At 56.8% G+C, this 25,285-nt stretch carries 18 protein-coding genes, 1 pseudogene and 1 riboswitch; of the genes and pseudogenes, 14 read left to right on the top strand and 5 right to left on the bottom strand.

The genetic code is table 11. The annotated features are described in order from the left end of the window. Positions 1 to 52 precede the first annotated feature (52 nt). The 11 genes from NIZ92_RS08800 (at position 53) to NIZ92_RS08750 (ending at position 15,799) form a co-directional block, all read left to right on the top strand. Positions 53 to 469, top strand: coding sequence for a YkgJ family cysteine cluster protein (locus NIZ92_RS08800; protein WP_035267876.1), 417 nt, complete (start codon positions 53 to 55; stop codon positions 467 to 469). 368 nt (positions 470 to 837) lie between these two features. Beyond that, on the top strand, positions 838 to 2,496 hold the full coding sequence (locus tag NIZ92_RS08795) for an amidohydrolase (protein WP_254003115.1): 1,659 nt from the start codon (positions 838 to 840) through the stop codon (positions 2,494 to 2,496). A gap of 82 nt (positions 2,497 to 2,578) precedes the next feature. Then, positions 2,579 to 3,625, top strand: coding sequence for an NADP(H)-dependent aldo-keto reductase (locus NIZ92_RS08790; protein ID WP_254003114.1), 1,047 nt, complete (start codon positions 2,579 to 2,581; stop codon positions 3,623 to 3,625). A 204-nt stretch (positions 3,626 to 3,829) separates the two neighbouring features. After that, positions 3,830 to 4,969, top strand: coding sequence for a quinolinate synthase NadA (nadA, locus tag NIZ92_RS08785; RefSeq protein ID WP_254003113.1), 1,140 nt, complete (start codon positions 3,830 to 3,832; stop codon positions 4,967 to 4,969). Further along, positions 4,969 to 6,747, top strand: coding sequence for an L-aspartate oxidase (nadB, locus tag NIZ92_RS08780; protein ID WP_254003112.1), 1,779 nt, complete (start codon positions 4,969 to 4,971; stop codon positions 6,745 to 6,747). The genes nadA and nadB overlap by 1 nt, the downstream gene beginning before the upstream one ends. Before the next feature lie 82 nt (positions 6,748 to 6,829). After that, on the top strand, positions 6,830 to 7,504 hold the full coding sequence (locus NIZ92_RS08775) for a response regulator transcription factor (RefSeq protein ID WP_035267896.1): 675 nt from the start codon (positions 6,830 to 6,832) through the stop codon (positions 7,502 to 7,504). Then, positions 7,504 to 10,041: an extracellular solute-binding protein gene (locus NIZ92_RS08770; RefSeq protein WP_035267898.1), complete on the top strand. Its 2,538-nt coding sequence runs from the start codon at positions 7,504 to 7,506 to the stop codon at positions 10,039 to 10,041. Before NIZ92_RS08775 ends, NIZ92_RS08770 begins: the two co-directional genes overlap by 1 nt. Before the next feature lie 153 nt (positions 10,042 to 10,194). Next, a complete protein-coding gene (locus NIZ92_RS08765) occupies positions 10,195 to 11,220 on the top strand; it encodes an ABC transporter substrate-binding protein (protein WP_226348896.1) in 1,026 nt (341 codons plus the stop codon). Positions 11,221 to 11,291: 71 nt separating this feature from the next. Beyond that, complete coding sequence (locus NIZ92_RS08760) at positions 11,292 to 13,058, top strand: iron ABC transporter permease (RefSeq protein WP_035267900.1); 1,767 nt, start codon at positions 11,292 to 11,294, stop codon at positions 13,056 to 13,058. Beyond that, positions 13,055 to 14,125, top strand: coding sequence for an ABC transporter ATP-binding protein (locus NIZ92_RS08755; protein ID WP_083053668.1), 1,071 nt, complete (start codon positions 13,055 to 13,057; stop codon positions 14,123 to 14,125). Before NIZ92_RS08760 ends, NIZ92_RS08755 begins: the two co-directional genes overlap by 4 nt. A gap of 91 nt (positions 14,126 to 14,216) precedes the next feature. Beyond that, positions 14,217 to 14,304: riboswitch (glycine riboswitch) on the top strand. A 133-nt stretch (positions 14,305 to 14,437) separates the two neighbouring features. Next, entirely contained in the window at positions 14,438 to 15,799 is a 1,362-nt protein-coding gene (locus NIZ92_RS08750) for a D-amino acid dehydrogenase (protein ID WP_031232121.1), read from the top strand. Here NIZ92_RS08750 and NIZ92_RS08745 read toward each other — a convergent pair. From NIZ92_RS08745 to NIZ92_RS08735, 3 genes and pseudogenes are all read right to left on the bottom strand, one after another. Then, positions 15,744 to 17,120, bottom strand: a pseudogene (locus tag NIZ92_RS08745) (ATP-dependent DNA helicase); the annotation flags it as partial. The gene NIZ92_RS08750 and the pseudogene NIZ92_RS08745 overlap by 56 nt on opposite strands. Before the next feature lie 797 nt (positions 17,121 to 17,917). Then, a complete protein-coding gene (locus NIZ92_RS08740; protein WP_254003111.1) occupies positions 17,918 to 19,585 on the bottom strand; it encodes a VRR-NUC domain-containing protein in 1,668 nt (555 codons plus the stop codon). A gap of 39 nt (positions 19,586 to 19,624) precedes the next feature. Further along, entirely contained in the window at positions 19,625 to 20,134 is a 510-nt protein-coding gene (locus NIZ92_RS08735) for a MarR family winged helix-turn-helix transcriptional regulator (RefSeq protein ID WP_026482726.1), read from the bottom strand. Between the two features lie 85 nt (positions 20,135 to 20,219). On the opposite strand from NIZ92_RS08735, the gene NIZ92_RS08730 reads away from it, so the two are divergent. Then, positions 20,220 to 21,089 carry an EamA family transporter gene (locus tag NIZ92_RS08730; protein ID WP_247965483.1) on the top strand — a complete coding sequence of 290 codons (870 nt, stop codon included), beginning with the start codon at positions 20,220 to 20,222 and terminating at the stop codon, positions 21,087 to 21,089. A 101-nt stretch (positions 21,090 to 21,190) separates the two neighbouring features. Here NIZ92_RS08730 and NIZ92_RS08725 read toward each other — a convergent pair whose 3' ends face one another. Further along, positions 21,191 to 22,498 (bottom strand): aminotransferase class I/II-fold pyridoxal phosphate-dependent enzyme, encoded by a 1,308-nt coding sequence (locus NIZ92_RS08725; RefSeq protein WP_254003110.1) that lies wholly within the window; start codon positions 22,496 to 22,498, stop codon positions 21,191 to 21,193. A gap of 77 nt (positions 22,499 to 22,575) precedes the next feature. Here NIZ92_RS08725 and NIZ92_RS08720 point away from each other — a divergent pair, with 77 nt between their 5' ends. Together NIZ92_RS08720 and NIZ92_RS08715 are read left to right on the top strand one after the other, a co-directional pair. Next, entirely contained in the window at positions 22,576 to 23,379 is an 804-nt protein-coding gene (locus tag NIZ92_RS08720; protein WP_254003109.1) for a YggS family pyridoxal phosphate-dependent enzyme, read from the top strand. Further along, entirely contained in the window at positions 23,376 to 23,645 is a 270-nt protein-coding gene (locus tag NIZ92_RS08715; protein WP_035267915.1) for a hypothetical protein, read from the top strand. The genes NIZ92_RS08720 and NIZ92_RS08715 overlap by 4 nt, the downstream gene beginning before the upstream one ends. 141 nt (positions 23,646 to 23,786) lie before the next feature. Here NIZ92_RS08715 and NIZ92_RS08710 read toward each other — a convergent pair whose 3' ends face one another. After that, positions 23,787 to 25,103: an MFS transporter gene (locus tag NIZ92_RS08710; RefSeq protein ID WP_060185882.1), complete on the bottom strand. Its 1,317-nt coding sequence runs from the start codon at positions 25,101 to 25,103 to the stop codon at positions 23,787 to 23,789. Between the last annotated feature and the right edge of the window lie 182 nt (positions 25,104 to 25,285).

Below are 25,285 nucleotides of genomic sequence, written 5' to 3'. Positions count from 1 at the left end.
CCCGACTCAACTACTGGATTTACCCGGCGTTCAGGAAACTACGCTGGAAGCGGTGCTTTATACGCCGCCCAATGACGAGATTTTTGATGAAAACCCCTGTCTAAGCTGCGGCGTGTGCTGTTCGCACTTTCGGGTATCTTTCTATAGTGGTGAGTTAAGTGGCGAGACTGGCGGTACGGTACCGGTCGAGTTGACCACCAAGGTTGGACCGTTGCGCGCCTGTATGAAAGGAACCGAGCAAGGTGAAGGTCGTTGTATTGCCTTGCGTGGCACCTTGGGCCAGCCTGGGATTCATTGCGCTATTTATCCGGATCGCCCTACCCCCTGTCGTGACTACCAAATCTGGGAACTGGATGGCAGCCCAAATGTGGATTGCCAGCGTTTGCGTAGCAAACACGGTTTGCCTTTACTGCCTAACCGCCCACTGCCTGCTCCACCCGCCCTGCCCGAGCATGATGAGGCGGCCTGACACCCGTAGCTGAGCCTCTCTTGGAAAGCCTTCACTGCTGATGCGTGAAGGCTTTTTTGTTGGCTACCAATTGACACATAAAGCTTCTTTCACACGTTCAGAGATATTTTATTGCTTGAATAACTTTGGGCATATTCGTAGATCTCTCATTGTGTTTTTACCTATAGAAACCCCTGCTCCAGAGCTGTAGCCTTGAGGTGTTGGCTATCGCTTTTTTGAACTCTCAAAAACACAAGCAAGCTTTATCCAACACCTCAAACATCGTCATAACAATACTGGAGCAAAGAGATATGCGTTTTAGTCGTTCACGTTTAGCAGTTGCCTCATTGGCATGCCTGGCTGGGATCAGTACCCTCAGCCCAATAACATTGGCGGCCTCACCTGCCGCCGACCTGCTAATCGTGAATGGGCGTATTTATACACAGAACCCGGAACAGGCTTGGGTTGAAGCCATTGCGATACGTGATGGAAAAATTGAAGCCGTGGGCAGTACAGAGCAACTGCAATCTAGACGTGGAGACAAGACTCAGCTGATTGATCTTGGCGGGAAAATGGCTATGCCCGGTATCAATGAAGCACACTCCCATCCTGTATGGGGTGGCTTGAAGCATCTGTTCCAGTGCAACTTCCCTTTCACGGTAACGCCGGATGTATTGGCAAACACCTTGAAAGCCTGCGTGGCGCGTAGCGAAACGCTGTGGATTCAGGGAGGCCAATGGGACAGTGATTTCTTCAAGACTCACAAAATTGCTTCGCCGCGCGCATGGCTGGATGCCGTCTCTGGCGACAAGGCTATTGTGTTGACCGACGATACGGGTCACAACGCCTGGGTCAACTCCAAGGCGTTGGGCCTCTTGCAGATTGATGCCAACTTTACGCCTCCTAGCGGCATGACCGTCAAGCACGAGCTTGATAGCCGCGAACCCAACGGGGTTTTAGTCGAGGCCAATAGCTATATCCGTTCTTTTGTACCGGATTGGACGGATGATCAATATCTGAAAGCAGCGCGGTATGCCATCCAGGAGTCCAACCAGTTCGGGATTACGGGTTTAAAGGATGCCGATGCCAGCGAGGCTGTTGTGCGCTCGTATTACAACCTGGCCAAACAAGAGGGTTTGAATGCCCATATCGCCACCGCCATCCGTATCTCTGGCAAGGACAGCAAGCATGTTTTTGATTTTGCTGAAATTGACCGCATCAGCAAGCAGTATGCCCTCCCTGATCTGAAGACCAACTACGTCAAGATCTATACCGACGGGGTTCCTACCGCGGCACATACAGCCGCCATGCTGGAACCCTACACGGATACTCACCAGGATGATCCTTTGTCCTTGGGGGCCTTGGTCGTTCCTGAAAATGAACTGGATCGCGTCGTCTCTCACCTGGATGCAGCCGGGTATGGTTTGAAGATGCATACCGCGGGTGATCGGGCTATTCGCGTGGCGTTGAACGCTATTGAAAAAGCACGCAACGCCAATGGTCCTCAAGGTTTGATGCACGAGCTTGCACACTCGGAGTTTGTAGACGATCAGGACAAACCGCGCTTCAAGGCGCTGAATGTAGCCGCCGACTTTTCTCCCTATATCTGGTACCCCTCCGGTTTGACTGACGCCATCAGCTCGGTAGTGGGTGAGCGCAGCAGGAACATGTTCCAGACCCGTATGTTGTTGGATCATGACGCCACCATTATTGCCGGCTCGGACTGGCCCTCTGGTGTGAAGGACAACAACCCTTGGCCCGCGATTGAGTCTCTGATGACGCGCGCCAATCCCTTCGGGCAGCGGCAGGGTGAGCAACTGGGCGCTAAACAAGCCTTGAATCTGACCGAAGCACTGCAGATTTTTACGCAAAACGGTGCCAAGGCTTTGGGCCGCGAAACAGAAACAGGGTCTTTGGAAACAGGGAAATCTGCTGATCTGATTGTGCTGGATCGGGACTTATTCAAGATTAAGCCTAGCGAAATCAGCGACACCAAGGTGTTGATGACTATTTTCCAAGGTCGTCTGGTGTACACAGCTGCACAATAAGCTGCCCGGCAGGCTGGCTAAATACGCTACCATGCACGGTTTGTAGGGCCGCCCGGCCCTGCGCTTTCGGGAGTCGAAGCAAATGAAATACCGCAAGCTGGGCAATACGGACCTGGATGTCAGCCTGATTGGCTTGGGCACCATGACATACGGGGAACAGAACAGCGAGGCCGATGCGCACGCTCAACTGGACCTTGCTTTGGAACTGGGTGTGAATCTGGTGGATACCGCCGAGATGTACCCTGTTCCCCCTATGGCGGCTACGCAAGGTTTGACCGAGCAATATATCGGCACCTGGCTGACTAAAACCGGCCGCCGCAAGGACATTGTTCTGGCCAGCAAAATTGCTGGCCCTCAACGTGACCCCAAACGCCCTGGTCATATCCGCAATGGCGGTACCAGCCTGGATCGCAAGAATCTGGAACAAGCCCTGCATGACAGCCTGCGTCGACTGCAAACGGACTATCTGGACCTGTATCAACTGCACTGGCCGGATCGCAGCACGGTGACATTTGGGCAGCGCAGCTACCCGTGGAAAGAAGAAGACACTATCCCAATCGAGGAAACCTTGTCGGTACTGGATGACTTTGTGCGTCAAGGCAAGATACGTCACATAGGTGTTTCCAATGAAACGCCTTGGGGTGTTTCGCGCTTTCTGGAACTGTCGCGCTCCCGCTCTCTGCCTTTGATTGCCACGATCCAGAACCCCTACAACCTGCTGAACCGCGTGTTTGAAGAAGGGCTGTCCGAATTCTGCCGTTATGAAGGCCTGGGTCTGCTGGCCTATTCACCTTTGGCGATGGGTGTGTTGACGGGCAAATATGACAAAGGAGCTCGTCCCGAGAAAGGACGGTTGACGCTGTACGACCGTTTCACGCGCTACGATGCTCCCCGCGCTCGTGAGGCCGCGTTGGCCTACAACGAACTGGCTCTCGAATACGGTTTGACGCCTACCCAATTGGCCTTGGCCTGGGTGAACCAGCAAGCCTTTACCAGCAGCAACCTGATCGGTGCGACTACGCTGGAACAACTGCGCGAGAACATCGCCAGTGCAGATGTTCAATTAAGTGATGAGTTAGTTGCCAAGATCAACGCTATTCACCACCACACCCCGAACCCAGCGCCTTAACTGGCTTTCACCCCGCCTTGGGCCCAGGCGTCCAAGGCGGGGCACCCCTCTTTTTTCTTTCCCTACCCTGCTCTTGTGCTTGCAGTGTGCTGTTTTTTTATTTATGCTCAAAAAAAGCATAACAATAGAGACGCGCTTCTTTCCGATCAGAAATTCATATTCCCCATTTTTTTATTCTATTTATGCTCAAAACGAGCATCAAGGATGAACATGATTCAGCATTTCCCCGTGGATGTCTGTCAGCCCGACGCCAAGGACGCCTTGAGCCGTCAGATTACCTGGCATGAAGTTCCTTCCAAACTCAATCTGCAAAGCGATAAGGCCGCTTTGAAACAAGCTCTGGCCAAGCAGTTGAAAGAGCAAGACGCCGTACTGGTGGCCCACTACTACACAGACCCGGATATTCAAGACCTGGCCTTGGAAACCGGGGGCTGCGTGGGCGACTCTTTAGAAATGGCACGCTTTGGGCAGGAACATGAGGCCAGCACGGTCTTGGTAGCCGGCGTGGGCTTTATGGCTGAATCCGCCAAAATTCTGAGCCCTGAAAAGCGCGTACTGGCCGTGCATGACGAGGCGACATGTTCTCTGGATCTAGGTTGTGCCCCCGAGGACTTCAAGCAATTCTGTGCTGCGCATCCGGATCGGGAAGTGGTGGTGTATGCCAATACCAGCGCGGCTGTCAAAGCCCAGGCGGATTGGGTTGTGACGTCCTCCATCGCCCTGGACATCGTGCGGCATTTACATGCCCAAGGGAAAAAAATTCTGTGGGCACCGGATCGTCATTTGGGCTCTTATATCCAAAAACAAACCGGCGCAGACATGCTGCTTTGGCAAGGCTCCTGTCTGGTCCATGACGAATTCAAGGCCGATGGTTTGAAAGCCTTGATGAGCGAGCACCCCGATGCCCAGGTGCTGGTACATCCCGAATCACCCGCTTCTGTTGTTGCGCTGGCGGATGTAGTTGGTTCGACAACGCAGCTACTGCGCGCTGCCATCAATCGTTCTGCCGACACCTTTATCGTCGCTACCGATCAAGGAATCTTGCATGCCATGCGCCAGCAAGCGCCGAGCAAAACCTTTTTGGCCGCCCCTACCGCGGGCGAAAGTGCTACCTGCAAAAGCTGCGCCTTTTGCCCCTGGATGGCCTTGAACAGTCTGGAAGCACTGCATCAACGATTAAGTCAACCAGGCCCTGGCATTCAAGTAGATCCTGACCTGCGTGAAGGCGCCCGACGTTCTTTGCAACGCATGATGGATTTTGCTGCCGCTCAGCAGAACAATTTGCGCGTTAGTGCTGACCTGGCCGAGCACAGTCAGCAGTTCCAGCATGTAGGAGCTGCTTGATGCAATCAGGCTCGACACAGACGGAGGTGTTAATCATCGGTGCGGGGCTGGCTGGCACCAGTCTGGCTCTATCCTTGCCCTCCACTATGAAAGTGACTCTGCTCAGCAGCGCCCCCGCTCCCTGTGGGGCCAGCCCGATGGCCTTGGGAGGTCTGGCCGCCGTACTCAGTGCCCAGGACAGTCTGGAACAACACATTGAAGACACGCTGGAAGCGGGTGCTCGGCACTCGGATAAAGAAGCGGTGCGCGGGATTTTGCAAGCCGCGCCAGAAGCGGTGCATTGGCTACTGAAAAAGCAGGTTCCTCTGGACAGAACGGAAGATGGCCAATTGCACCTGACTCGCGAGGGTGGGCACAGCCAGCGACGCATCGTACACGCGGCCGATGCCAGTGGTTACGCCATCATGCAGGCTCTCCTGCCCCAATTGACTCAAGCCTCTCATATCCAGCAGCGTACAGACTGCCTGGCATTAGACCTGCGCCGCAATGAGCAAGGCGCGGTGGCTGGCGTGGATATCTACGACAAGCACACTCGTCGCTACGAAACTATGTTGGCGGATCATGTCGTGTTGGCAACTGGTGGGCTAGGTAGCCTGTACGCGCACAGCACCAATCCCGATAGCGCCTTGGGAGAAGGCATTGCCCTGGCCTGGCGCGCTGGTGCGGCGATACGCGATCTGGAGTTTGTGCAGTTTCATCCGACCTGCTTGCATGCGGAGGGTCCCACCTTCTTGCTAACCGAAGCCTTGCGTGGTGAGGGTGGACATCTGCTGGACAAGCAAGGTCGCCGCTTCATGCCGGATTACGACGCCAGAGCGGAGCTGGCTCCACGCGATATTGTGTCGCGTGCTATTGCCGCACAAATGCGGCAAGAAGGTAGCAGCCATGTCTGGCTGGACGTACGCCATCTTGGTGCGGACACTTTGCAGCAGCATTTCCCGAAAGCATTGGAAGAAGGTTTGCGGCGAGGACTGGATTTACGTCAGGATTGGGTGCCGGTAGCGCCTGCCGCGCACTACAGCTGCGGAGGGATTGAAACAGACTTGTCAGGCCGCACAACGGTAGCTGGTTTGTACGCCGTGGGTGAAGTAGCCTGCACAGGTTTGCATGGGGCAAATCGATTGGCCAGCAACTCCTTGCTGGAGTGTGTCGTCATGGGGCGCGCTACTGCCCAAGCGATTGCTGGAAGCAAGAGAATCCAGCGTTCAGCTTTGGTCCCTGAGACAGATGTTGCAAATACAAGTTCGATGTCACGTTCATGTTCATACAAGAACTCCAATCCAAACTCCAGTTCCAGTTCCAGTTCCAGTTCCAGTTCCAGTTCCAGTTCCAGTTCCAGTTCCCAGGCTAGTGTCGGCCCGAATTGGGGTTTGAGTTTGAAGGCTAGTTCGCGCTCGACCCCAAACCCAAGACCTCCCCTTATGACTGCGGTGGCAGCCAATACAGTGGAAAAAATAATCAGCAACAAAGGTTGTCACTATGGAGAAAACAATAGCTATGGCAACGGCAACCGTAAAAACCGCAGCCCATCCACAAACAATCCCCCCTCCCTGCCCGCCTTGCGCAACTTGATGCAAGAGCATGTCGGCCTGTTGCGCAATCGCCAGGGCCTGACCTTCGCCCTGCGCACCCTTGATGATTGGCGCGAACAGATCCGCCAACTCCCCTGCACCCAAGAACAAGCCAGTCTAAGCCTGCAACTGGACACAGCCTGGCTGCTGACCCAGGCTGCCTTGGCTCGTCCACACAGCCTGGGGGCGCATTTCAGGGTCGATTAGGTGCCTGCCCTCCATGGGATAGAATAAAAAAATCAAGTCAAGAGGCACCTCAACATGCAGGAGCCCATCCGATGGAGGCAATATGCGATTACTCATGGTCGAGGACAATGAGGATTTGGGAGAGGCCATCGCCAGCCGGCTCAGCGCGGGCGGTCATAGCGTGGAGTGGGTCATGAATGGCGAGCAGGCCCTGCGCTATCTTGAAATGGATAATTGGGACGTCCTGCTCTTGGACATCATGCTGCCCGATCAGGACGGCTTCAGTATTTTGCGGCATCTACGTCGGCAAACGCCCAGCTTGCCCGTACTGGTAATGACGGCTCGATCAGAAATCGAGGACCGTGTTTCCATGCTGGACCTGGGGGCGGACGATTATCTGGTCAAACCCTTTGATCTGCGCGAACTGGAAGCACGGTTGCGCGCCCTGATGCGTCGCCCCGCTACCACGCAAGCAGAAATCTGGCAGTTGGGACACGTCAGTATTGATATCGCAGCGCGGCGCATCAATAGCCGGGATCAAACCGTGGAGTTTGGTCAGCGCGAATTCTGCCTGCTGGAATTGCTCCTGAGTCGTGCCGGGCAAGTCGTCACCAAAGAACGGCTGATGATGCAGCTATTCAACTTTGATGAAGACTCCAGCCCCAATGCCGTGGAGCTGCATGTCTCCCGTCTGCGGCGCAAGCTTAGCGATATTGCCATTCGCATCGACACGGTGCGTGGCACCGGCTACATGGCTAGCCTGGGCGATGTCAGCTAATGCGCCGCGCCCTGTCCATCCAGCAGCGAGTGCTGGCGCTGGCGGTGTGCCTATTGGCCGCCGCCCTTCTGGCCCTGGGTCTGGCGTCACGCCAATACGCCCAGCGCGCTGCCGATTCCGCTTATGACCGGCTTCTGAAAGCCGCCGCCCTGACCATTGCCAACGCCATTCAAATTGATGAAGGCGAGCTCTCCCTGGAACTGCCCTACTCGGCCATGGCCATGCTGCCCGAACAGGAGCACATTTTTTACAGTGTGCGCTCCACCAGTGGGCTGATTTCCGGCTACCCGGACTTGGGAGAGACCCTCCCACCCGCCAACAGTTCTGAACCCCGTTATGACACGATCAGCTATCACGACACGCCCGTGCGGGTCGCCACGATCGGGCGCTTGCTGACGGGCGAGCACTCGCTAGGCCGGGGCTGGATCACCATACGCGTGGCCGAGACCTTGGGAACCCGGCAGGCGCTGGCCGACGAGCTGCTGGGCCGCAGTACCTTGTCGCTAACGGGCCTGATTTTGCTGGCACTGATGATTACCAGTCTGGGAATACGCCGTGCCTTCGCCCCCTTGGCAGAATTGGAGACCGCGCTTAGGGAGCGCTCTCACGACAACCTGCAGCCCATAGATACGCCAGTACCCAAGGAAATTCGCCGCCTGGTCGACACTCTGAATGCCTTCATGCAGCGTCTGCAAACCGCGGTAGGCACCCTGAACAACTTGGTCGCCGATGCGGCCCATCAGATTCGCACGCCTTTGGCGGCCGTACACCTGCAAACCCAGCTAGCCATGGATCAGCCCGGCTCGGAAGCGGTGCGCCCGCGTCTGCAACGGATTCTGAACAACACCACCCATGCTACCCATTTGCTGAACCAATTGCTGATGGATGCCACAGTCAGCCATCGTCTGGATCGCAGCACCATGCGCCCCTTGGACGTGCCCCCACTGATTCAGGAAATCCAAGGGCGTGTAGACCCGGATCGCGCTCATCGGCTGCAAGTCCACATTACTCCTTCGGCGCGGCGTGCCCAGGTCTTGGGCGACCACGTTTCACTGCGAGAAATGCTGCGCAACGTGATCGACAACGCCATGCTCTACAGCGAGGAGCACATTTCGGTACGCATCTATACCCGGCCCAGTGGCTTGGTGGTATTTGATGTTTCTGACCTGGGCCCCGGCATCAGCGACGAGGACAAAACCCGCTTGCTGGAGCGCTTTCAGCGCGGCCCCAGCAGTCAAGGTAGACCAGGCTCGGGCTTGGGGCTGTCGATCGTGCGCACAGTAGTGCAAGCGCATCAAGGAACCCTGCTCTTGCGTGATCACTCGCCGCAAGGGCTGACGGTCCGCATCGAAATCCCGGCGCTGATCCAAGGTCCCAAACCTGCAAACACCCTGCCACAGACGCTGGCGATTCTGGCCTTGGCATTGACGGGCCTGCTTGCAAACCCCGATACCACTCATGCCCAGGACAAAATCGCACGGCCTGATATGGGTATACGCAGTCATGAGTACCCGGCGCTTGCTCCCAAGCAAAAAACAGACGATCAGCCTTTGTTGGTGATCGCGGGTCCTACCGATACGGAGCTGTTTGAAGTTCTGGTCCACGACTTCCAGCAAATCCAGCCTCAGGTCAGCATTCTCTACCACGAAATGGACTCCACGGCCCTGTATCGGCATACCACTGAAGGCAGCCTGCCTGACACGGATTTGCTGATCAGCTCGGCCTCGGACTTGCAGGTGAAGCTAGCCAACGATGGCTACGCTCGCCCCTACTCGTCCAGCCTGACCAACGCCATGCCCAACTGGGCACGCTGGCGCAATGAGGTGTTCGGCTTCACACTGGAACCGGCTGTCATCGCCTACGCCCCGTCCCGTTTACCGCCCGATTTACCCGCCTCCCGCGAGGCCCTGCTCCGACTGCTGGAGCGCAATAGCGGCAGCTTGATGGGACGCGTCGGCACCTACGACATCCAGATCAGTGGCGTGGGCTATCTGTTTGCGCTCTACGACGAACGCACCTCCTCCACCTTCTGGGGGATGGCCAATGCCCTGGGGCGTGTCGGCACCCGCTTGTATGCCAATACCGGCGCCATTCTGGACGATCTGGACAATGGCACGCTGGATGTGGCCTACAACGTGCTGGGCTCTTATGCCCGAGCCCGTCAAAAAGCCGGTTCGGACATTGCCATCGTCGTTCCCAGCGATTACGTCTCGGTGTTTACCCGCAGCGCCCTGATTCACAAACAGGCTCGTCGACCGGATTTGGCCGCCACTTTTATCGATTATTTGCTCTCGCCCCGCGGACAGCAAACCATTGCGGGTCCGGCTGGATTAGGCCCGCTCAATGCCATCGAAACCGGCAGCTGGTTTACAAAACCCGTTTCAAATCAATCAATTGGAATCGTTCAACCACTTATCCTGAACCCTTCCTTGCTGGTGGGTCTGGACCCCACTCGACGCCAGCGCTTCCTACAAAACTGGCGGCGTCTGGTCACGGACACGCCCACCGGACTAGGGGATGTTCCCTATCAGCAGTGACAGGATGCTGACAGCTAGTGTCAACACAATGGAATGACATTGATCCTAAAAAAGTCCCGCATCATGACGGGACTCCAAACCAAGGAGACTCGAATGTCAGCATTCACCATCCCTAGCCGCCTTAGCCTGCTAGCCCTGTCACTCAGTGCCAGCATGCTTGCCGGTCAAGCGGCCTGGGCACAAGGCGATCAAGCGCAAGCCGCCGAAAAAGAAGGCAAGGTCATCGTCTACTCAACGACCGATACCAAGGCAGCCGCTCCGCTGATTTCCGCCTTTGAAGCGGCCAACCCCAAGATCAAAGTCGAATACCACGACATGAACAGCACCGAGCTGTACAACCGCTACATCAGCGAACAAGCCTCGGGCAGCAATAGTGGTGACGTGGTCTGGAGTTCGTCCATGGATTCGGCCATGCGCCTGGCCACGGACTACGCTGCCAGCTACGCCTCCCCTGAAATTCCCTCCCTGCCCAGCTGGGCCGTTTGGGAAAACAAGGCGTTTGGCACCACCTACGAGCCTACGGTGTTCATCTACAACAACCGTTTGATCAAGCCCGAGGAAGTGCCCAAGACCCACGCCGAACTGGCCAAGCTGGTCGAAAGCGACAAGGACCGTTTCCGAAACAAGGTCACCACCTACGATATCGAGAAATCCGCTGTGGGCTATATGCTGGCCGCTCAGGACAGCAAGAAAGGCGACAGCTACTGGGATTTCATCAAGGGCGTAGGCTCGGCCAATCTGGTTCTGCAATCGTCCACCGGCACCATGATGGAGCGCGTCAGCTCGGGTGAAAACCTGATTGGCTACAACTTGCTCGGTTCGTATGCGGAAACCCGCGCCGCCAAGGATAAAGCCATCGGCATTGTGTACCCCTCGGACTACACCCTGGTTCTGTCGCGCGTGGCCTTCATCAGCAACAAGGCACAAAACCCCAATGCCGCCCGTGTCTTTTTGGACTACATGCTATCCAAAGACGGTCAGGACATCCTGGCCAACAAATCGGAACTGGCTTCGATTCGCTCTGACGTGGAAGGCGATAACGACGTGGACGGCCTGACCAAGAAACTGGCGGGTGTGGAACTGACCCCCATCCCGGTGGATTCGTCCCTGCTGGACTTCCTGAAACAAAAGGAACGTCTGGACTTCATCAAGCAATGGCGCGCTGCCGCCAATAAGTAAGACGCTTCGTCTTTGAATCGGGTGGCGGCCCCTGCCGCCACCCCGCCTCTTTTCCGCCTGGAATCCTTATCATGCAAGCCTTACGCCTTCGGTGGCAGGCCTGGCCGCGCCATGTCGTTGTTCTAATAACGGCATTGGCCATTTATGTGCCGCTTAGCCTGATCATCATCCAAAGCCTGCTATCCGCCCCTTTCTTCGCGGCTGACAAGTCTCTGGGGCTGGATGCCTTCCGTTTTATTTTCGACGACCCGGACTTTTACAAAGCCCTGGGTAGCGGTTTCATCATGGCCTTTGGCCTGGCCGGTATCTCGATTCCTTTAGGTGGCATTCTTGCTTTCCTGATGGTGCGTACCGATTTGCCCGGTCGTACCTGGATTGAACCGCTGATTCTGGTCCCCATTTTTGTCTCTCCCATGGTGCTGGGCTTTGGCTACATTGTTGCCGCCGGGCCTGTCGGATTTTTCTCCACCTGGACGCTGGACCTGATCGGTTTTGTGCCCTGGAACATTTACTCCTTCACCAGCATTGTCATCATTGCCGGTCTGACCCACGTTCCACACGCCTACCTGTACATTTCCTCCGCCCTGCGCAGCATGGGTTCGGACGTGGAAGAAGCCGCCCGTAGTGCCGGTGCCAGCCCTTGGCAAGTAATGCGCTCGGTCAGCCTGCCCATGGTTCGCCCGGCCATTCTCTATGCCTGCGTGCTGCTGTTTTTCCTGGGCCTGGAAGTGTTTGGTCTGGTTCTGGTGCTGGGTGATCCCGAGGGCCACCTGGTCCTGGCCACCTACTTGTACAAGCTGACCAACAAGCTGGGCATCCCGTCCTATCACCTGATGGCCGCGGTTGCCGTAATTCTGATCGCCATGACCATTCCTCTGGTGATGCTGCAACGCCGTCTGATGCGTACCGCCAACCGCTTTGTAACCGTCAAGGGCAAGGCTTCCCAAGCTCGCTCGCTGCCACTGGGCCGCTGGCGCTGGGCTGCCGCCACCCTGGTTGCACTGTGGCTGTTCTTTACCGTGATCGTGCCGGTTGTCGGCGTGGTGCTGCGTGCCTTTGTGTCCAACTGGGGCATTGGGGTGTCGCTGATGGACGTGCTTTCTCTGGATGCATTCAGACAAGTCTTTGGGCAAGCCAACCTGCTGCGCGCCATTCTGAACTCGATCGCAATTGGTGTGTTTGGGGGTGCCTTGGCAGTGATCTGCTACACCTTTATCGGTTTGGCTATGCACCGCAAGCCAGACGGTATCACTCGCTTCCTGGACTACAGCGTGCTGGTGCCACGTGCGGTGCCCGGTCTGCTGGCCGGTCTGGCCTTCTTGTGGATGTTCCTGTTCGTGCCCATGTGGCTGGACCAGTCTCTGGAAAACGGCTGGCTGTCGGTATTGCCCATGGCTGAATGGCTGCGAGGCTCGGTCGTCGGCCCCATGCGTGCCCTGCGTAGCACCATCTTCAGTGTGTGGCTGGCCTATAGCGTGGTTTGGATGGCGTATGGCTTGCGCCTGATCTCCTCTACTCTGCTGCAAGTAGGTCCTGAACTGGAAGAAGCGGCCCGCAGTACAGGCGCCCGTCCCGGTCAGGTCACACGCCAGATCACCCTGCCTTTGGCAAAATTCGGCCTGATTGGCTCCTGGTTGCTGATGTTCCTGATTTTCGAGCGGGAATACTCCACCGGCGTGTACTTGCTGACGCCTGGTACGGAAACCATTGGCTCCATGCTGGTTTCCCTGTGGGCCACCGGTGCCATCGACATTGTGGCTGCCCTGTCTTTTATTAATATCGTTCTGGTGGTCATTGGCCTGACCATCGCATTGCGCTTCGGAGTGAAACTACGATGACCGAGCTGACTGTAGACAATATCCACCTGGCCTACGACCGCAACCCCGTTTTGAAAGGGGTCTCCATGAGCCTGAACAAAGGCGAAGTGGTTTCCCTGCTGGGTGCCTCGGGCAGCGGCAAAACCACCTTGCTGCGCGCCGTTGCCGGGCTGGAACAACCATCCCAGGGCCGCATCGCCATCAATAATGACGTGCTGTACGACTCGCAGGCCCGTATCGACCTGCCCGCCGAAGCCCGCAATCTGGGCCTGGTGTTCCAGTCCTACGCCTTGTGGCCACACATGACGGTGCAGGAGAACGTCGCTTACCCCTTGACGCTGCGCAAGACACCCAAAGCGGAAAGCCGCCAGAAAGTGGACGCCATTCTGGATCAGTTGGGCTTGAAAGGTCTGGGCGAACGCTACCCCAGCCAGCTGTCTGGCGGGCAACAACAACGTGTCGCCATTGCGCGTGCTCTGGTCTATAACCCGCCTGTGATCTTGCTGGACGAGCCGCTGTCCAACCTGGATGCCAAGCTGCGCGAAGAAGCCCGCGTCTTCCTGCGCGAGCTGATTGTGCAAATGGGCTTGTCGGCTTTGATGGTGACCCATGACCAGGCGGAAGCCATGGCGATTTCGGACCGAATCTTGCTGCTGAACGGTGGTGAAATCGAGCAGCAAGGTAGCCCGCAAGAGGTCTACAGCAATCCCAAGACGCTGTACACCGCCGAGTTCATGGGCTCGAACAACCGTCTGCAAGGCAAGGTGACGGAACAACGTGACCAGCAAATCCGCCTAAGTGGGCCCGGCTGGGAACTGTGGGGCCATGCCGCCGCTCCCCTGAACGCTGGCCAGCAAGCCACCGCCGTGATTCGTGTCGAACAAGTGCAGTTGAATGCCCAACCCGGCCCCGATACGCTGCAATTGCAACTGTCCACCAGCATGTACCTGGGCGACAAGTGGGAGCACGTTTTCCGCATGGCCGACCCGTCTGCCGGCACCTTGCGTGCTTTCGGGCCCGAGCCCCTGCCCAGTGGTGTGCATCACCTGCAATTGCCACCCTCCAAACTGTGGATTTACCCCTCCTGATCCCCAGCCCAAACCGGGAGTTGCCCCCAGCGGCTCCCGGTTTACCCTGATTGCAAACTCTTGTAAGCACAGCTACTGTAGTCGCGTCACTACAGGCGGTATGAAAGAGACCTGTTCAGTCAGGCGCCGACGGAGCAACCACCCCGGAATCTCTCAGGCAAAAGGATCGTACCAGCCCGACACTCTGGAGAGCGGCGTTTGACGCCCACCGAAGGAGCCCAGCCAGACACACAGGTTGGATAAACTCTCAGGTCACAGGACAGATGGGGTATTGCCACTACTCGGTGGTAATTCACCTGTCAGGAGCCTGTTATGTCGCATATTGCCGTCATTGGCGCCGGTATTTCCGGAATCACCACCGCCTACGCCCTCAGCCTGAAAGGCTATCAAGTTACCGTTATCGACCGCCTGCGCTACCCCGCGATGGAAACCTCCTTCGCCAACGGCGGACAGCTGTCTGCGTGCAACGCCGAAGTCTGGAACAGCCGCAGCACCATTCTCAAGGGCTTGAAGTGGATGATGCGCAAAGACGCCCCACTGCTGTTCAACCCCAAACCAAGCTGGCATAAATACAGCTGGATGGCGCAATTTGTGGGCGCGATTTCCGGTTACGAGCGCAACACCGTGGACACCGTCAAGCTGGCCATCAGCGCCCGCGAGAATCTGTACCAGTGGGCCAAGGACGAAAACATTGATTTCGACCTGGAACAGCGCGGCATTCTGCACATCTACCACACCCCCGGCGGCTTTGAGTCCGGCAAAAAAGTCAGCCAGCTGCTGCACAAAGGCGGCTTGGAACGCCGCACGGTCACCAACGAAGAAATCCACCAGATCGAACCTGCTCTGCAAGGCACCTACTACGGCGGTTTCTTTACGCCTTCGGACGCCACAGGGGATATTCACAAATACACACGCGGTCTGGCCGATGCCTGCGCCAAGCGCGGCGTGAAATTTCTGCAAGATACAGAAGTCCTGGGTATTGATTGCGGCCCACCACACCGCATCCAGCTGCGTACCGGTGAAGGCGCTGAAGCCCACACCCATACACTGTCTGTGGATTCCTTGGTGGTTTGCGCTGGCGTGGGTAGCCGTCACTTGGCCCATATGCTGGGCGACTACATCAACATCTACCCGGTCAAGGGCTATTCGATCTCGGTGTACCTGGATACGCCGGAAGCCCAACATGCCGCCCCTTGGGTCAGTTTGCTGGACGAAGAAGCCAAGATTGTGACCAGCCGTCTGGGCAAGGACCGCCTGCGTGTGGCCGGTACGGCGGAATACAACGGCGCCAACAAGGACATTCGCGCCGACCGTATCGCCCCGCTGACCAACTGGACCCGTCGCAACTTCCACGACGCGGCGACCGACCGTGTTGTACCGTGGGCAGGTTTGCGCCCCATGATGCCGGACATGATGCCGCGCGTAAAAGCAGGCAGCCGCCCTGGCGTCTACTACAACACCGGCCACGGTCACCTGGGCTGGACGCTGTCGGCCGCCACCGCACAAATCATTACCGAAGTGATTGCCCAGAACGAGCGTCAGTCCGCACCTGCTCAATTTGCCACCAGTCCGGCAGCAACTGCTGCACCCGCCGCTGCCCATAGCGCTCGTCCAGCAGATACACAAAGCCTTGATCCTGTTCATCGCGAATCACACGACCCGCGGCCTGTGTAATCTTGCGTAGTCCCGGATACAGATAGGTATAGTCATAGGCCCGCCGCTCCCCAAAGAGCCGGGCCATGACTTGTTTGACGGACTCATTGGCCGGATTGAACTGCGGCAAACCCAAGGTGGCAATAAAAGCACCGATCAAGCGTTTACCGGGTAAATCCACCCCTTCTGAAAACGCCCCACCCAGCACCGCTAAACCCACTCCCTTCCCATCCAGCGTGAAGCGGTCCAGAAACTGCGTTCTTTGCAGATCGCTCATGCCCGGTTGCTGATGCCAAAGCGGCATATCCGGCCAGCGCTCCTGCAAGGCCTGACTGACCTGGTGCAGATAATCAAAGCTGCTCAAAAACAAGAGATAGTTGCCCGGCTGCTCCTGATACGCCTGCCCGACAATATCGCAAACGCCGCTCAGGCTCTGGGCCCGGTCGGCATAGCGCGTGGACAGACCGGCATACTGGCGTACCCGTAACTGCTCGGCCCGATAAGGGGACGCCACGTTCAACTCTGCTGTGCTGGGCGGCAGCCCCAAGACATCACGATAAAACTGCGAAGGATTCATGGTGCCAGAGAACAACACTACTCCGTGCGCATCGCCATAGCGTTCGGCCAGAAACGGAGCAGGCACGATATTGCGCAAGTTCAGGAGCACGCCATCGCGCTGCGCCAAAATATCGAATAAGGAATGCGAGCCGAACTGGCCGGCCAGGTCCACAAAGTACAGCAGCTCGAAATAGAACTGCAGCAAGGGGCTGTCTTGCGGCATGGGATTCTCGGCCACATAAGCCCCTAAACGGGCCGCCAGATAGTCGCACTGCTCCAGCAGATCCTCCGGGATCTTTTCCAGCCCCCATTGGTCGCCGCCTTCCTCGGGTATCAAGTCCTCCATCAAGCGAGTCAAGGGGGCGAAATGACGCTTCAAGGCCGAAGGCGAGGCTTTACGCGCCATGCGCAACTGCACTTGCGAGAAAGACGCGGAATACATGGAACGGGCACGTTCAACCAGATTGTGAGCCTCATCCACCAGAACCGCGCTGCGCCATTGCTGGGCCAGGGTCTGGCTATACAGCACCGCATGCGTGTCGAAAAAGTAGTTGTAGTCGCCCACAATAGCGTCTGCCCAACGCAGCATCTCCTGGCTCAAATAATAGGGGCAGACCTGATGCTCGCTAGCCACTTGTTGCAAGCGCTGGCTAGTCAACATGGGTTGCTCCAGAGCTTGCTGACGGGCAGCCGGAAGACGGTCGTAAAAACCTTCGGCCAAAGGACAGGACTGACCATGACAGGCCTTATCCGGATGGGGGCACTGCTTGTCACGGGCCACCATTTCCAGCACCCGCCACGCACCCTCGCCTTCCGGGCTTAAGCGCTGCAAGGCGTCCAGCGCCATTTGCCGACCGGAGTTCTTGGCCGTCAAATAAAACAGCTTATCCAAACCCGCCTCGGGCATGGCCTTCAGGCCTGGAAATACGACGGCCAAGGTTTTGCCAATACCGGTGGGCGCTTGGGCTAAGAGGCACTGTGCGTCACGTTGGGCCCGGAACGCGGCCACGGCTAGCTGTCGCTGACCGGCACGAAATTGTTCATAGGGAAACTGCAACGCTGTACAAGCTTGATCGCGCGCCAGCCTGTGTTTTTGCTCCTGCCGCCCCCACTCTACATAAGCGCGGCATTGCTCCTCGAAAAAGGCCCACAGCGCTGCGCGCTCCAGATACTCGGAGATGCTGGTCTCTTTATGCTTGTCCACGTGGTAATACACCACGCTAACCGTCATCCCCGGCAAATCACGCTCCTGGCACAAGATGGCGGCATAGACCTTGGCTTGTGCCTGATGCAGACGTCTATGGTGCTCGGGGATAGCATCAAAGGCCCCACGATAGGTTTTCAGTTCCTCCAGGCAGTTGCTGACAGGATCAAACCCATCGGCTCGACCACGCACCAGCAGTCCTTCCATCTCGTACGACAGGGGCACTTCGGCTTCATAGTGCTCGGGGCGACGCAGCTTTAGCTGCTGGTGGCCAAGGATACCTTCCTGTGCTGTGGCCGCAGGCGTAAAGCGCAGGTCCAGATCCCCGCTACGTGCAGTAAATTCGCATAAGGCTCGTACACCTACCGTCCAGGCTTTCATGGCGATTCAGGCCGGGTCACATAGCAGACACGCGCAGGGATGGCATGTTGCTCGAAATAACTTAACCAACGCCGCTGGTTGTCTTGCAAGCGGTCTCCGGGGCCTTTTACCTCAATCAATTCATAGCTTTGCTGAGCGGGCATGAAGCGTACCAAATCCGGCAAACCGGAACGGTTGTCCCGCCAATCCTGCAAGATACGCTTGAACACCAGCCGCAAATGCTGGGCGGGGATGCAATGCAAGGCCTGATCGATCAAGGATTCGTTCAAGGCTGGCCAGATCAGCAAGGGGCACTGCACGCCGCGCTTTTGCTGCCAGCGTTGCCTGATCACGGTTTTATAGTCTGCGCCATCCAGCACACTTAAAGATTGATCAAACAAGTTTTGCCTGCGCGACACAAAGTCCGGGTTCCCCCAATCGGCCGGACAGGCTTGATAAGGGTGGAAAAATGCGCCGGGCAAGGGAGCGAAAATGGCATCCCAGCTCAACAATCCCAATAAGGCCGGAAACAAGGCGTTTTCTACGTAAAAAACCGGAGCCAAGGGACTATCCCAGTGGGCCAGCACCTGGGACTCGACCCGATTGCCGTCATCAAACAAAACCAGATCACTACGTTGCGTGCGGCTTGTAGGTTTAGTGGATGGCGGGCTGGGCGGAGCTTCTACCGCCAGTTTTCGACGCAGCCGGGGCAGCATACGCAGCAGCTTCTGGGTTTCACTCTCATTTTCGGGCTGCTCCCACGCCTGACAAAACAAGGGCCAGGCCCCTTGATGCTTGTCCTGACGCTCCAGCACCCGCAATTGACGGTAACGGGCGCCCGGCCAGTTGGTCTGCACATAGGCTTGCTCGGCCAACGGCCACCAATGTTGGCGCTCGGCTTGCTGGCCTAGCTGAAACAGGGTTTTCGCCTTGCGTCGTTGAAGCCAATCACTGTCGGTCTCAACAGCCTGAACAGCGGCAAAACGTTGGGCCCACAGATCTGGATCGGCCTCGTCTTGCGCATCACGCAGCTCGGACAAGGCTTCATACAGGCGCACGTCCTCATTATGTCGAAACGCCCGACTAGACTGATCCAGAATCACAGTTTCGTATCTATACAAGCCAAGATCGCTGAGCACGAACTCGGACCAGTCCTGATAATGATTGCCAAAAAACAGCAGCTGCAAACGCTGCGCCCAATGCATGACTTGTGGTGAGAGACGAAGCGTCGGGGCTTGCAGGCCAGGATCTGTGCACCACTGCGTAAAAGGCCGGGCCTGTTCACCCTGCGTCTGGCCAATCCATTCCAGATAGTCTGACTTGCGCCCGGTGGCTGGCAGCTCACTGAACAAGCGGCGCAGCTCGGGAACGGTATGGACAGCAAACAATGTTTCCAGATCAAGCTCAGGATCGGTTTCTATCAGCTCGCAGGCCGCCAGCTCTTGCACGGCCTCTTCCAGATTTTCGATCTCGGCATAACGCAGCTTGTCGATACGGAACACCGGGCCTTTACGCATCAGCAAGCGTACCAGCAAGGCTTGCGCAGGCTGGGAAGCATGTCCAAAACGATGGCCACATTGGACGTGTTCAGGCTCCAGCAGGTCGGAACTGGCGTGCTGTACCCACTGCAAAACCTGGTGGAAATTGTGCAGATAATAAAAAGGAGGAAGCTCGGGCGGAATCATAAGCAGGCTGTGTATATATCCAGCTACTTTAGCACTCCTTCAAGCCGGGCGCGACTCCAACAAGCGCATCCAGTCCCGTAACAAGGTATTCAGATTCTGGCGCTGCGTGGCATCCAGCCCTTCCAACAAATTTTCTTCATTGGCCAAATGATCCACCACGACCGCATCCACACAGGCCAGACCCGCAGGGCTCAAACGCACCAGAATACGGCGGGCGTCTTCCGGGTCAGCAATGCGTTCGATCAAGCCCTGCTTTTCCAGGCCCTGCAAGCGATGCGTCATGGTGCCGGAGCTAACCATCAAGGTGGAAAACAAGGCGGTAGGCGCCAAGGTATACGGCGGGCCGGAGCGGCGCAGACTGGCCAGCACATCAAATTCGCCCAGCTGCAGGCCGTGACGCCTGAAGTTCTCGCTCATTTGTTTTTGGACCAGTTGAAAGCAGCGTGTCATGCGGCCCAGCAAGGCCATGGCGTCCAGGTTCTGCAAGTCTGGCCGCTGCTCGCGCCATTGATTAATGATCAGGTCTACCGCGTCGTGTTCTTCGCTCATGATTTCTCGATTTCGATATTTATCTTGATATTAAGATAAATCATCCCTACACTGGCATTTATCTCGACATCAAGATACTTTCATCATGAACCGACTTTCTCTTTGGCTGGTGACGGCCTTGACCGCACTAGGCCCCGCCATCTGGGGTTCCACTTACATTGTGACCACAGAAATTCTGCCCCCCGACCGCCCTTTTATCGCGGCCTTTTTGCGCTGCTTTCCCGCTGGCGTGATGCTGCTCTTGTGGAGCCGACGCATGCCCGCCCCAGGCGACTGGGGCAAGACCCTGATTCTGGCAGCCTTGAACATCGGGGCATTTCAAGCCTTGCTATTCGTTGCGGCCTACCGCCTGCCGGGTGGATTGGCTGCCGTTGTGGGTGCGGCTCAACCCTTGGTGGTGATTGGCCTGGCCTGGGCTTTGGAAGGCAAACGTCCGGTGACCATGGCCCTGGTCGCCTGCGTGATCGGTATTATCGGCATGGGTATTTTGCTGCTATCGCCAGAGAGCCAATGGGATACCTTGGGCATGGTCGCGGCCATTGTCGGGGCCCTGTGCATGGCCTTGGGCACGTACCTGTCGCATCGCTGGCGTAGTGGCATGCCCATTCTGGCCTTCACGGCCTGGCAATTGATGCTGGGTGGACTGATGCTGGCCCCTCTGGCCTTGTGGCTGGACCCACCGCTGGACAGTTCCTTGAGCGGCGTGCAAATCGGTGGCTATCTCTACCTGTGTCTGGTCGGTGCACTCCTGGCCTATACCCTGTGGTTCCGCGGGATTGCCGTTTTACCCTCTGTGGCCGTGTCTTCGCTGGGTCTGCTTAGCCCTTTGACCGCTGTAATTCTGGGGTGGCTGATTTTGGGTCAGGCCATGACAGGCTCCAGCCTGCTGGGCATTATTCTGGTGATGGGCAGTGTGCTGGCGGTGCAGTGGATCAGCAATCGTCCCGCCAAATAAGCATCTCGCGCCCATAAAAATAGCGCCCCTATTAACTATCTGGATGGGCGCGTAAGAGAGTTCACTATCTTGCTACTCCGCTAGAAGCAGCAAGATAGTGACTAATAGCGTTCTTGCAGAACTTGAGCTAAATCGGTTGCAAAGCGTTGAGCATCTTTGGCATTCAGATTCGCAAAACTGACACGCAAGCCTTGAGCGGGGTTGCTCACCCCAAAGACTTGGCCGGATCGAACCAGCCAGCCACGTGCGGCCAAGCCTGCCAGTACCGGCTCGGCTTCCCGATCCAGCGGAATCCACAGATTGAAGCCTTCCTCGCTATCCCAAAAAGGAATGCCCTGCTTTTTCAGGGCTTGCATCAGATCGATGCGAGCCTGTACGTAAGCGGCTTGTGCAACACGAGTCTGCGCCTTGATGTCGGCATCGGTCAGCCCATGAACCACCATTTGCTGCAACAGATGGCTGACCCACTGAGCCCCCGAAGCCAGACGTTGCGACAAGCGCTCGCTGGTTTGCAGGTCTGACGCGACCAGAGCCACGCGCAAATCCGGGCCCAGGCCTTTGGACACCGAACGGATCAAGGCCCAGCGCAAATGATCGGCAGGAATCACATTTCGATAAGGGCTGCTGGCCAGCATCCAGAAGTGGTCGTCAATCATCAGCAACAATTCGGGATACTGCTTCAGAATTTGCTCAATCTGCTTGGCACGGGCACGGCTTAAGGAACATCCCGTAGGGTTGTGCGCGCGCGGGGTCAGAATCAAGGCGCGCAGACCATCTTCCAAAGCCGCCTCCAGCGAGGCCGGCACAATCCCTTCGCTATCAACAGCAATACCCACTGGCTTGTAGCCCAGCGTATGCACGGAGTTGATGCTGTTCAGGTAGCCGGGATCCTCAATCCCGACCTTATCGCCCGCCAGCAAAAAGGCTTGCAGCAAGCGCTCGATCGCGTCGACTGCGCCGTAACTGACGTGGTAATCGGTATCGGGGGGGGTGTCTTTATGGAACACCTGCTGACATACGGCGCGCAATTCGGGCACCAACGGGTCGGCGCCGTACAAAGCCTGGGTTTGACCGCGCACCCCAGCGATCAATTGGGTAGGTGCAGGCAAATGGCCCGGCGCCGGATTGCCACTGGCCAGATCCTGCAAGGCCGAGCTGGCCCCATGCCCTTCCCGCGCCAGCTCCCGGATCGCCTCACGAATCCGTGTACCGCGACGGCCTTGTGCATCGGCCACCCCGGCCGAGACCAGGCGCTTGTATGCCAGGGCAACCGTATTGCGGTTCAAGCCCAGTGTTTGAGCCAGTTCGCGTACCGGCGGCAAAATCTGGCCCGGAGCGATTCGCCCCAGTGCCACTTGCTGTCGGATATCATCGAAAAGTTCCTTCGCATTGCTTCCCTGGATATTCATTTTGACCTATGACATAATAGTTTATGCGCGACCCGCAGGGTCGAGTTTATCTTTTTTTTCTTCCTTACTGGTGCGCCATGTCCGAATCCGCCCCTGATCTACTTCACACCGAGCATTATCCCACCTCCACCAGTGTAGAGGCATTTCGGGAACGCATTGCCCTGGTACAACAAAGAATTGATGCCGCCTGCGTGCGCTACGGGCGTGCCGCTGGCGATGTACGTTTGCTCACCGTCAGCAAAACCTTCGGAATTGACCGCATCCGCCTGGCTTACCAGGCCGGTTGTCGCCTGCTGGGCGAGAACAAGGTGCAAGAGGCCGAAGGCAAGTACGAAGCCCTGCGCGAAGAACTACCGGATTTGGAATGGGCTGTTATTGGACACCTGCAAAGCAATAAAGCCAAGTCCGTTGCACGCTTTGCTTCTGAATTTCATGCACTGGACAAGCTCAAGACCGCAGAAGCCCTGGACCGCCGCTTGCAAATTGAAGGCCGCAGTCTGGACGTTTTCGTGCAGGTAAACACCTCCAACGAGGACAGCAAGTTCGGTTTACCCCCGGAAGAAGTCCATGCTTTTGTGCGCGAATTACCACAGTTTTCTGCTTTGAAAGTCAAAGGCCTGATGACCTTGGCCTTGATGGACGCTGACCCGGAACGGGTACGGCCTTGTTTTGCCCTGCTGCGCAATTTGCGCGATCAATTGCGCAATGACATTGCCCACGCGGAAAACATCCGTGAGCTGTCCATGGGTATGTCGGGTGACTATGAAGTCGCTATTTCCGAAGGCTCCACGATTGTGCGCGTTGGACAAGCCATTTTTGGTGCACGCGCCACGCCCAATAACTTTTACTGGCCCGCCTCCGATACGGCAACAACATCATGAATCCACTACGCCTGATCATCCGCCAAAACGGTAAAGAAATCGGACACTTTGAGTCCAGCCCCTGCTGCCCGCCCGAGCAGCTGATTACCGTGGCTCGCCACCTGATGACGCTGCCTGACAGCGAGCTGGAACTGCAACAAGCCAAAGGCGAACACCGCATCCTGGATAGCGGACCGCATGGCTTGCGCGTACTAAGCGCACAGGTTCTGTACGAAACCGTTGATTTGCAAGCCTGGTTACAGCAAGGCAGCAAAGTTACTGCCTGAATCTGATCGGTACCCGGCCACAAGCCTGCTACCCTGATTCGGCAAAGCGGCGTACCCAAGACGCCGCAACCATAAAAAAACATACCCGGCGAATAGCCGGGTATGTTTTTTGTGTTTCAGACAACAGGAGTGAACGGAGACTTAGCGGTTCACCTGTTTGGCTGGCAAGGCGAATGCCAACAAACAGCTCACCATCAAGCTACCGGCAAACAGCCACAAAGCGGCGCTGCCCGAGCCTGTCAGGTCGGTCACCCAACCAATCAGGGAGTTGCTGACCAGACCGGCGATATTAGCCAAGGAACATGCCAGAGCAAAACCGGTCGCTGCGGCAGTGCCTTTCAGGAACGTCGCTGGCAAGCTGAAGAACACAGGCACAGCACCCATAATCACAGCCGAAGCCACGGTGAAGGCCAGAACGGTCAACCAGGCATGATGAGCCACAAAGGTACTGGCAACCAGCGCAACCGCACCGATAGTCAGCGGCACGATCAAGTGCCAACGGCGTTCACGGCAACGGTCCGAGCTGGCACCAATCATCAGCATGCCCACCACACCGGCCAGCGATGGAATCGCCGTCATCAAGCCAATCTGGAAAGGATCCTGCACACCTGCCGCACGAATAAAGGACGGCATCCAGAAGCTGATGGAGTAGGTACCCAATAGAATGGAGAAGTCGATCCCGCCCAGCATCCACACCTTCAGGTTGAAGAAACCATCTTTAAAGCTGTGCTTGACACCCTTGCCTTCGGCATCGTCGGCAGCCAGGTCAGCAGCCAGACGAGATTTTTCATCATTACTCAGCCATTTCGCAGACTGATAGTTGTTTGGCAAGGCCCAGAAAGTCAGGAAACCGAGCAGCACGCTAGGAATCGCCTCCAGAAGGAACAGCCACTGCCAACCACGCCAACCGTTCATGTGATCAAAGTGACCAATAATCCAGCCGGACAAAGGACCACCAATCACGCTGGACAAAGGCAGGCCAATCATGAACAAGGCAATGATCTTGCCGCGTCGGTACGTAGGAAACCAAAGGGTCAGGTAATACAACACACCTGGCAGGAAACCGGCTTCTGCCGCACCCAGCACAAAACGCAGAATGTAGAACTGCGTCGGCGAGGTGACAAACATGGTCAGGCCAGAGAGCAGACCCCAGGTGATCATGATGCGGGCAATCCACAGCTTGGCACCCACACGTTCCAGAATCAGGTTGCTGGGTACCTCAAACAGGATGTAGCCCAGAAAGAACAGGCCAGCACCCAGACCGTAGGCCGTTTCACTCCACTGCAAATGATCGAGCATCTGCAGCTTGGCAAAACCCACGTTGATGCGGTCCAGATAAGCAGCCAAATAACAAAAGCACAGAAAGGGGATCAGACGCCAGACGATCTTCTTATAGAGATCTCCGTTTCCGTCCCGACCTGCAGGCACAGCCGTGGGACTTTGGATGGATGAATGCACCTTGTATATCTCCAGATAATTATTGGTATGCCTGGTGAACCAGAAAACTGCCTAAGAACAGCGCCTGACAGAACACAGCAGGGCCCTGAACGCGTCCGCATTCCCCCCATTGGGCTGCAGACCGTTTACAGATGAAGAATGATGTATCAACGGTGACTCCCTGCTGGACATGCCTGCTCTAT

It is taken from the genome of Alcaligenes sp. 1735tsa3 (genome assembly GCF_024134565.1).
Lineage (GTDB): Bacteria > Pseudomonadota > Gammaproteobacteria > Burkholderiales > Burkholderiaceae_B > Alcaligenes > Alcaligenes phenolicus.
This window is presented reverse-complemented; position numbering and strand designations above follow the sequence as displayed.

Coding starts and splice junctions, on each gene's coding strand:
- NIZ92_RS08790 (WP_254003114.1), top strand. CDS start 2,579: ATGAAATACCGCAAGCTGGGCAATACGGACCTGGATGTCAGCCTGATT.
- nadA (WP_254003113.1), top strand. CDS start 3,830: ATGAACATGATTCAGCATTTCCCCGTGGATGTCTGTCAGCCCGACGCC.
- nadB (WP_254003112.1), top strand. CDS start 4,969: ATGCAATCAGGCTCGACACAGACGGAGGTGTTAATCATCGGTGCGGGG.
- NIZ92_RS08775 (WP_035267896.1), top strand. CDS start 6,830: ATGCGATTACTCATGGTCGAGGACAATGAGGATTTGGGAGAGGCCATC.
- NIZ92_RS08770 (WP_035267898.1), top strand. CDS start 7,504: ATGCGCCGCGCCCTGTCCATCCAGCAGCGAGTGCTGGCGCTGGCGGTG.
- NIZ92_RS08765 (WP_226348896.1), top strand. CDS start 10,195: ATGCTTGCCGGTCAAGCGGCCTGGGCACAAGGCGATCAAGCGCAAGCC.
- NIZ92_RS08760 (WP_035267900.1), top strand. CDS start 11,292: ATGCAAGCCTTACGCCTTCGGTGGCAGGCCTGGCCGCGCCATGTCGTT.
- NIZ92_RS08755 (WP_083053668.1), top strand. CDS start 13,055: ATGACCGAGCTGACTGTAGACAATATCCACCTGGCCTACGACCGCAAC.
- NIZ92_RS08750 (WP_031232121.1), top strand. CDS start 14,438: ATGTCGCATATTGCCGTCATTGGCGCCGGTATTTCCGGAATCACCACC.
- NIZ92_RS08740 (WP_254003111.1), bottom strand. CDS start 19,585: ATGATTCCGCCCGAGCTTCCTCCTTTTTATTATCTGCACAATTTCCAC.
- NIZ92_RS08735 (WP_026482726.1), bottom strand. CDS start 20,134: ATGAGCGAAGAACACGACGCGGTAGACCTGATCATTAATCAATGGCGC.
- NIZ92_RS08730 (WP_247965483.1), top strand. CDS start 20,220: ATGAACCGACTTTCTCTTTGGCTGGTGACGGCCTTGACCGCACTAGGC.
- NIZ92_RS08725 (WP_254003110.1), bottom strand. CDS start 22,498: ATGAATATCCAGGGAAGCAATGCGAAGGAACTTTTCGATGATATCCGA.
- NIZ92_RS08720 (WP_254003109.1), top strand. CDS start 22,576: ATGTCCGAATCCGCCCCTGATCTACTTCACACCGAGCATTATCCCACC.
- NIZ92_RS08715 (WP_035267915.1), top strand. CDS start 23,376: ATGAATCCACTACGCCTGATCATCCGCCAAAACGGTAAAGAAATCGGA.